We start from the raw sequence: 6,239 nt of genomic DNA, 5'->3' as shown, positions 1-6,239 counted from the left end.
TCATCAGCTTTTACAGCCCTACTCAACTGTACAGAGGTGGGACGACCAAATCGAATTCTAGCGAATGAACGATTTCTGTCCCACTCTCTTTTTTATTCTTTCGTTTCTTCTACTGCTTCCGAGTCTTTTTCATCCAGATCAAGGACAATGTCTTCTGACTCAGTTTGTTTGCGAATGGATTGAACCAAGTCATTTCCTGCTAAATTTTCTTTGTGGAGTTTATCTTTTAATGAATGATAAACTTCTTGTGACTTTTCAACCACATCCTGCGTCTTTTCTTTGACAGATTCTAAAACGGTTCCTGTTGTAATTTCGCCTGAACCAACTTTTTCTTTGGTTTGTTGGATCACTTCCGCTGCTTGTTTGGAAACATCTTTAGCAGTTTGTTTAACAGATTCATGGACTTCCTGAGGGTCTTCTTGATAGTCTTTTACAAAGCGTACGACCTTTTTAGTGACCTTCTTTCCTTTCTCTGTTGATAAATAGTAGGCTGCCGAAGCACCTGAAATAACACCGATTAATAAACTAGATAAACGTCCCATTTGTTTTCATCCTCATTTCTATTTAAATAATTTTGAAGCCATTCGAATCGCCTTTAATCCAATAGAGGCTTTCACCGTTTTCCCACCAGCTGATACAGCTTTGGAACCTAATTGACGGGCTTGGTCATTTAGATCTGATACGGACTCAGAAAGGTCCGCTACAGCTGTAAACAAGGGATCAATCGTCGCAACCTTTTCGTTCAAGTCGTCCGCTAAGACATTGACTTTTGCCAATAGGTCATTTGTTTGGTGTAAGGTAACATTGACATCTGACGTCAATACCTGTATGGTTTTTTGTGTCTCATCCACAACTTTTCCAATCTTTGAAAGAAAGAAAATCATGTAAATCACGAGAGCCACAAGGGCTAGGCCTAAGAGGCCGTATGTAATTTCAATAAACATAGGTTACTCCTTTACTTCTACATAATAAGGGGCTTTTTTGCGTCTCTGGTAAACAAATACGCCGAGACCAACTAAAATCAATAGGATCGATAACCATTGGGAAACCCGGATACCAGCAAACATCAGGCTATCCGTCCGCATACCTTCGATGATCATCCGGCCAAACCCATACCAGACTAGGTAAAAGCCTGCAACTTCACCTTGTCTTAAAAATTGGGGTTTTCGGCGTAACAATAAAATCAAGATGAAGCCTAATAGATTCCAGCAGGACTCGTATAGGAAGGTTGGCTGACGGTAACTTCCATCTATATACATCTGATCACGGATAAAAGATGGGAGATAGTTGAGACTGTTGACGGCTCGACCATAGGCTTCTTGGTTAAAGAAGTTTCCCCAGCGCCCAATACTTTGTGCGATCATGACACTAGGTGCTGCAATATCCAAAAAGTCGATCGTATCAATCATGCGTCTGTGAGAAAAGAGATACAAGACGAGTGCCCCTGTTAACAAACCACCATAGATGGCAATACCTCCATTCCAGACGGCAAAAATTTCAGCTGGATGCTGGCTATAGTAGCCCCATTCAAAGATCACATAATACAATCGAGCCCCAATAATGGCTAGTGGAAAGGCGATCAAAATGAAATCAATAATATCATCTGGATTGATGCGTTTCCGAGGGGCTTCTTTCATGGAAAGATAAACCGCTAAGATCACACCTGTCACAATACAAATCGCATACCATCGGATACTAATAGGGCCTAATTGAAGAGCTATTGGATTCATTCCTTCACCTCATTTTGACTGATCAACTGAGTCAATCTTTCTTCAAAGGTTTTGGTTGCATCGTAGCCCATTTCTTTGGCACGTACATTCATGGCTGCAGCTTCAATCACAACGGAAATATTCCGACCTGTTTTGACAGGAATGCGAATACGAGGAATGGTCACCCCGCCGATTTCTATTTCTTCTGCGTTATTTCCAAGACGGTCATAGACCTTATCCGTGGTGTAATTTTCCAGATAAACGGCGATTTGGACTTGTGAAGAATCCTTTACCGCACTTGCTCCATAAAGGCTCATCACATCGATAATTCCAACTCCGCGTATCTCCAGTAAATGGCGTAAGATCTCAGCAGGCTCTCCCCAAAGAGTCATCTCATCACGGGCGTAGATATCAACCCGATCGTCTGCGACTAAACGGTGGCCACGCTTGACAAGCTCAAGGCCGGTCTCACTTTTTCCGATTCCGCTATCTCCTTGGATCAAGACCCCCATCCCATAAATATCCATCAAAACACCATGAACACTGGTACGCTCAGCTAGACGGCTATCCAGATAGCTCGAAAGTTCCCCGGACAAACGGCTGGTCGCAATATTGCTACTCAAAATAGCAATTTGCTTCTCTTCTGCAGCCCGTAACATTTCTTCAGGAATTTCCAAATTTCGTGCTACGATAATCACAGGAGTCTCTGGCTGAAACATCTTTCGTAAAACTTGGTGGCGATTGTGGGAGCTCATCTTGATCAAGTAGGACCATTCTTTCATCCCTACAAGAAGAATCCGCTCTGGTGTGTAATAATCAAAATAGCCTGTCATCTCAAGACCTGGCCGGGAAATATCCGAAGTGGTGATTTCCTTGTCCAAGAGATGATCTTCTCCGTAAATAACTGATAAACGAAGCTTTGCTTGTAAATCACGAACAGTAACTGCCATGGCATTCTCCCTTTTCAAATTCTCTCTCTATTATAGCAAATTTTCTCTTCATACGAGAGACTGAAGTGTCATTTGAAAGATCCATTTTCGACTCCTTTTTAAGGCAAGCAAAAAGAGGCCAAGACAAAGGTCCCCAACCTCTATGAAATGATGGTAACATATGAAGAATGCTCTAGCCTTCGCCTTGCAAAAAATCTTTGATCATAGATTTGATTCCGGTAGATACTGCATAGACCACCGCATTTGAAGGAAATGCGATCAAGCCAAGCATAAAGGCGACAGGTCCTCCCCCCAGCAAGGACATAACCAGATACAAAATCGGAAGAAATAAAATCGAAAACCGATAAATTTGTGGCTTTCTAGCCATTTCTGTTGGCAGAAACAAGAGGTAGAAGAGACTATTCCAAATGCCCAGTGGATAAAGGGCCATTCCTATAAAAACTGTTCCAACTCCTTCACCAAAAACACGATTTAAAATGAAAAACTGTCCTATAAAACTGAAGAAGAGATATAGAATAAAAGCAAGGTAATAGAACTTCTGCTTCACCCGGGCCTCCTTTTAGAAAAATGGCTTGTCCGTTTGATCATAGATGGGTTCGGCTTCTTTTCTCCTACGGGGGCCATTCCCATACCTTACTTGCTCTTCTTCCTCCTTGTAGGGTAAGATAGCATCTAGTAGAAAGTAGATCACGACAGCCCAAAAGGCGCTAGAGAAAATAAAGAGAATAAACAAGAAGCGAAGTAGGGCCACGCTAATATCAAATTTATCAGCTAGGCCAGCTAGCACACCTGAAACCAGGCGGCGGTGTTTTAATTTATAAAATGATGATTTCATTAGATGTTCCTCTTTCTAGTTAGACCTATTTTAGCAGAGTCTAACTGGAAAGAGATCCGCCTACAGACCGATTCTTATTCTTGTCTCATTTCAAGGAATTGAAGGCGGCTGCGACAGCGACCGCAGGCATATTTCTGCAGATCGATTTTTCGCTTTCGTCTATACTCTTGACCACAATGGGGACATTGATAGAGATAGATCCGCTTGACTCGTCCAGTCTTTTCTGGCAGGGGAGGTGTGAAACGAAGGCCATCCACTTGCTGAAGGAGTTGCTTAAAAGCTGGGTCTTTGTGGCGATAGCCTTTGCCTTGATCGTAAAGATGGTAATGACAGAGTTCGTGGCGGACGATTTTGCGAAAGGTTTCTAATCCGAAAGTCTGGTAAATCTTGGGGTTGAAATCGAGATGTCGATCCTTGGGAAAGAAACGGCCTCCTGTGGTTTGGAGACGTGAATTCCACACTGCTTGATGGCGGAATTCTCTCCCAAAATCTTCTATAGATACTTGGCGTACATACTCAGTTAGATTCATTCGGTGCTACCAAACTGAGGTTGACTTTTTCGCGTTCCACGTCGATTTTCTTCACCCAGACAGTTACCAAATCACCTACTGAGACGACTTGGCTTGGATGCTTGATAAATTGCTTGCTCATATGGGAGATATGAATCAAGCCATCCTCGTGAATACCAATATCGACAAAGGCTCCGAAATCAACCACATTGCGCACAACCCCTTCTAATTTTTGACCGATATGGAGATCTTTAATATCCAAGACATCCTGACGGAGCACTGGTGCATCAAAGGAATCCCGCAAGTCGCGACCCGGTTTTAAGAGATCAGCAATAATATCTTTTAGAGTTTCTGGTCCCAGATCAAGCTGGGTCGACATTTCCTCTATATTGACAGCTTTTAATTTTTCCTGAGCAGATTCATCCAGTTCGGTAATTTCAAGAAGTTGAAAGAGCTTTTCAACTTCCTGGTAACTTTCAGGGTGGACACCAGTATTGTCCAAAATGTTTTTACTTTCAGGAATGCGTAAGAATCCAGCAGCCTGCTCGAAAGCCTTGGACCCGAGACGAGGGACTTTTTTAATCTGTTCCCGTGAAAGGATCATTCCTTCTTCTTCCCTGTATTTGACGATATTTTCAGAGATAGTTTTATTGAGCCCGGCTACATGCGCTAAGAGAGAGGGACTAGCTGTATTGATATTCACCCCAACTTGGTTAACGACCGTATCCACCACAAAGTCCAAGCCTTCGGTCAATTTCTTCTGATTGACATCGTGCTGGTATTGACCCACACCGATCGACTTGGCATCGATTTTAACCAACTCAGCCAAGGGATCTTGCAGGCGGCGGGCAATGGAGATAGCCGAGCGTTTTTCAACGGTTAATTCTGGGAACTCATGGCGGGCCAACTCACTTGCCGAATAGACAGACGCTCCACTTTCATTGACAATGACATAGCGGACCCCTGGATGGTCATGGAGCACCTCTGCGACAAAGGCCTCACTTTCACGGCTGGCGGTTCCATTTCCAATGGCAATAATCTCTACGTTAAACTCCTTGATCAAGGAGGACAGATCCTTTTTAGCTTGCTCGATCTGAGCTGGTTTGGCAGGGGCAACTGGATAGATGACCTGGGTTGTGAGCATCTTTCCTGTTTCATCGACAACGGCTAATTTAGCACCTGTCCGAAAGGCTGGGTCAAAACCAAGGACTACGCGCCCCTTCAATGGAGGAATGAGCAATAGATTCCGTAGATTTTCAGAGAATAATTGAATAGCCCCGTCTTCGGCTGCTTCGGTCAATTCTGTTCGAATCCGACGTTCGATCGCTGGTACAATTTTTTTCTTGACGGCCTGCTGAATCACCTCATCGACATAGGTATTTTTCGTTTTAAATCGAGCTTCAAAAATACGAATGATTCGATCCAGATGGTGCTCAAATCCGACTTTAAGAACGCCCAATTTTTCCCCACGATTGAGAGCAAGCGTCCGGTAACCTTGCATACTCTTGATCTTTTCAGAAAAATCATAGTAGATTTCAAAGGTCCGCTTAGGGTCTAAGCTTTCATCCTTCAAGGTTGACGTCATGAGGGAATACCCATGAATTTCTTGATAGGTGAGAGACCGCAATTGGGTGTCTTCTGAAATAGCCTCGACCAAAATATCTACTGCACCAGCTAGAGCCGCTGTTTCGGTTGGGAAGGCCTCGCAGATAAATTTCTGTGCCTCCGCTTCCAAGTCTGGACTATTTTGTAGAATAAGGCGCGCCAAGGGGAAAAGACCTGCTTCTCGGGCAATCGTGGCCTTGGTCCGCCGTTTTTCCTTATAAGGCAGATAGAGTTCTTCGACATCAGCTAATTTCTCAGCAGCTTCAATGGCCTGCTTGAGTGCATCCGTCAACTTGCCTTGCTCTTCGATCTTGGCTAGGACGGTTTCCTTCCGTTCAGCTAGGGCTGTTAAGGACTTGTCCCGGTCAATAATGGCCTTGATCGCTACTTCATCCAAATTTCCCGTCAAATCTTTTCGATAACGAGCAATGAAGGGAATGGTTGAGCCTTCTGCGGTCAAACTCAATACGGTATCGATTTGTTTTAAACTAACTCCCAATTCTTGGGCTATTTTTTCATATTTATCCATAGCTTCTATTATAGCATATTTTACCGTAGCCAAGCCTATAGGCTACCGATTGCTTCGGTTTCCTCCTTGACTTTTATGCTCCATTTCCCCCTTGCTCTTGTC

8 protein-coding genes are annotated in these 6,239 nt (G+C 43.6%); all 8 read right to left on the bottom strand.

All coding sequences use genetic code 11. From position 1 onward, the window contains the following. Nucleotides 1–92 precede the first annotated feature (92 nt). Nucleotides 93–542, bottom strand: a complete 450-nt coding sequence (locus BTU61_RS05290) for a YtxH domain-containing protein (protein ID WP_187540468.1) — start codon at nucleotides 540–542, stop codon at nucleotides 93–95. A gap of 18 nt (nucleotides 543–560) precedes the next feature. Continuing rightward, the gene (locus BTU61_RS05285) at nucleotides 561–944 is read right to left on the bottom strand and encodes a DUF948 domain-containing protein (RefSeq protein WP_200772642.1); all 384 of its coding nucleotides are present in this window, start codon (nucleotides 942–944) and stop codon (nucleotides 561–563) included. A 3-nt stretch (nucleotides 945–947) separates the two neighbouring features. Next, on the bottom strand, nucleotides 948–1,730 hold the full coding sequence (lgt, locus tag BTU61_RS05280; protein ID WP_200772641.1) for a prolipoprotein diacylglyceryl transferase: 783 nt from the start codon (nucleotides 1,728–1,730) through the stop codon (nucleotides 948–950). Further along, nucleotides 1,727–2,659 (bottom strand): HPr(Ser) kinase/phosphatase, encoded by a 933-nt coding sequence (hprK, locus tag BTU61_RS05275; RefSeq protein WP_187540465.1) that lies wholly within the window; start codon nucleotides 2,657–2,659, stop codon nucleotides 1,727–1,729. Before hprK ends, lgt begins: the two co-directional genes overlap by 4 nt. 172 nt (nucleotides 2,660–2,831) lie before the next feature. After that, a complete protein-coding gene (locus BTU61_RS05270) occupies nucleotides 2,832–3,206 on the bottom strand; it encodes a hypothetical protein (RefSeq protein WP_200772640.1) in 375 nt (124 codons plus the stop codon). A 12-nt stretch (nucleotides 3,207–3,218) separates the two neighbouring features. Beyond that, complete coding sequence (locus BTU61_RS05265; RefSeq protein WP_200772639.1) at nucleotides 3,219–3,494, bottom strand: PspC domain-containing protein; 276 nt, start codon at nucleotides 3,492–3,494, stop codon at nucleotides 3,219–3,221. 74 nt (nucleotides 3,495–3,568) lie between these two features. Then, entirely contained in the window at nucleotides 3,569–4,024 is a 456-nt protein-coding gene (locus BTU61_RS05260) for a SprT family protein (protein ID WP_200772638.1), read from the bottom strand. Next, entirely contained in the window at nucleotides 4,011–6,137 is a 2,127-nt protein-coding gene (locus tag BTU61_RS05255; RefSeq protein WP_200772637.1) for a Tex family protein, read from the bottom strand. The genes BTU61_RS05260 and BTU61_RS05255 overlap by 14 nt, the downstream gene beginning before the upstream one ends. Nucleotides 6,138–6,239: the final 102 nt, after the last annotated feature.

Origin of the sequence: Streptococcus lactarius (assembly GCF_016642265.1) — a bacterium.
Classification (GTDB): domain Bacteria; phylum Bacillota; class Bacilli; order Lactobacillales; family Streptococcaceae; genus Streptococcus; species Streptococcus lactarius.
The sequence above is the reverse complement of the archived record's forward strand: the minus strand, read 5'-3'. Positions and strand labels throughout refer to the sequence as shown.

Bases quoted from the DNA above. Each gene is read 5' to 3' on its own strand.
- BTU61_RS05255 (WP_200772637.1), bottom strand. From the start codon at position 6,137: ATGGATAAATATGAAAAAATAGCCCAAGAATTGGGAGTTAGTTTAAAA.
- lgt (WP_200772641.1), bottom strand. From the start codon at position 1,730: ATGAATCCAATAGCTCTTCAATTAGGCCCTATTAGTATCCGATGGTAT.
- BTU61_RS05285 (WP_200772642.1), bottom strand. From the start codon at position 944: ATGTTTATTGAAATTACATACGGCCTCTTAGGCCTAGCCCTTGTGGCT.
- BTU61_RS05260 (WP_200772638.1), bottom strand. From the start codon at position 4,024: ATGAATCTAACTGAGTATGTACGCCAAGTATCTATAGAAGATTTTGGG.
- BTU61_RS05290 (WP_187540468.1), bottom strand. From the start codon at position 542: ATGGGACGTTTATCTAGTTTATTAATCGGTGTTATTTCAGGTGCTTCG.
- BTU61_RS05265 (WP_200772639.1), bottom strand. From the start codon at position 3,494: ATGAAATCATCATTTTATAAATTAAAACACCGCCGCCTGGTTTCAGGT.
- hprK (WP_187540465.1), bottom strand. From the start codon at position 2,659: ATGGCAGTTACTGTTCGTGATTTACAAGCAAAGCTTCGTTTATCAGTT.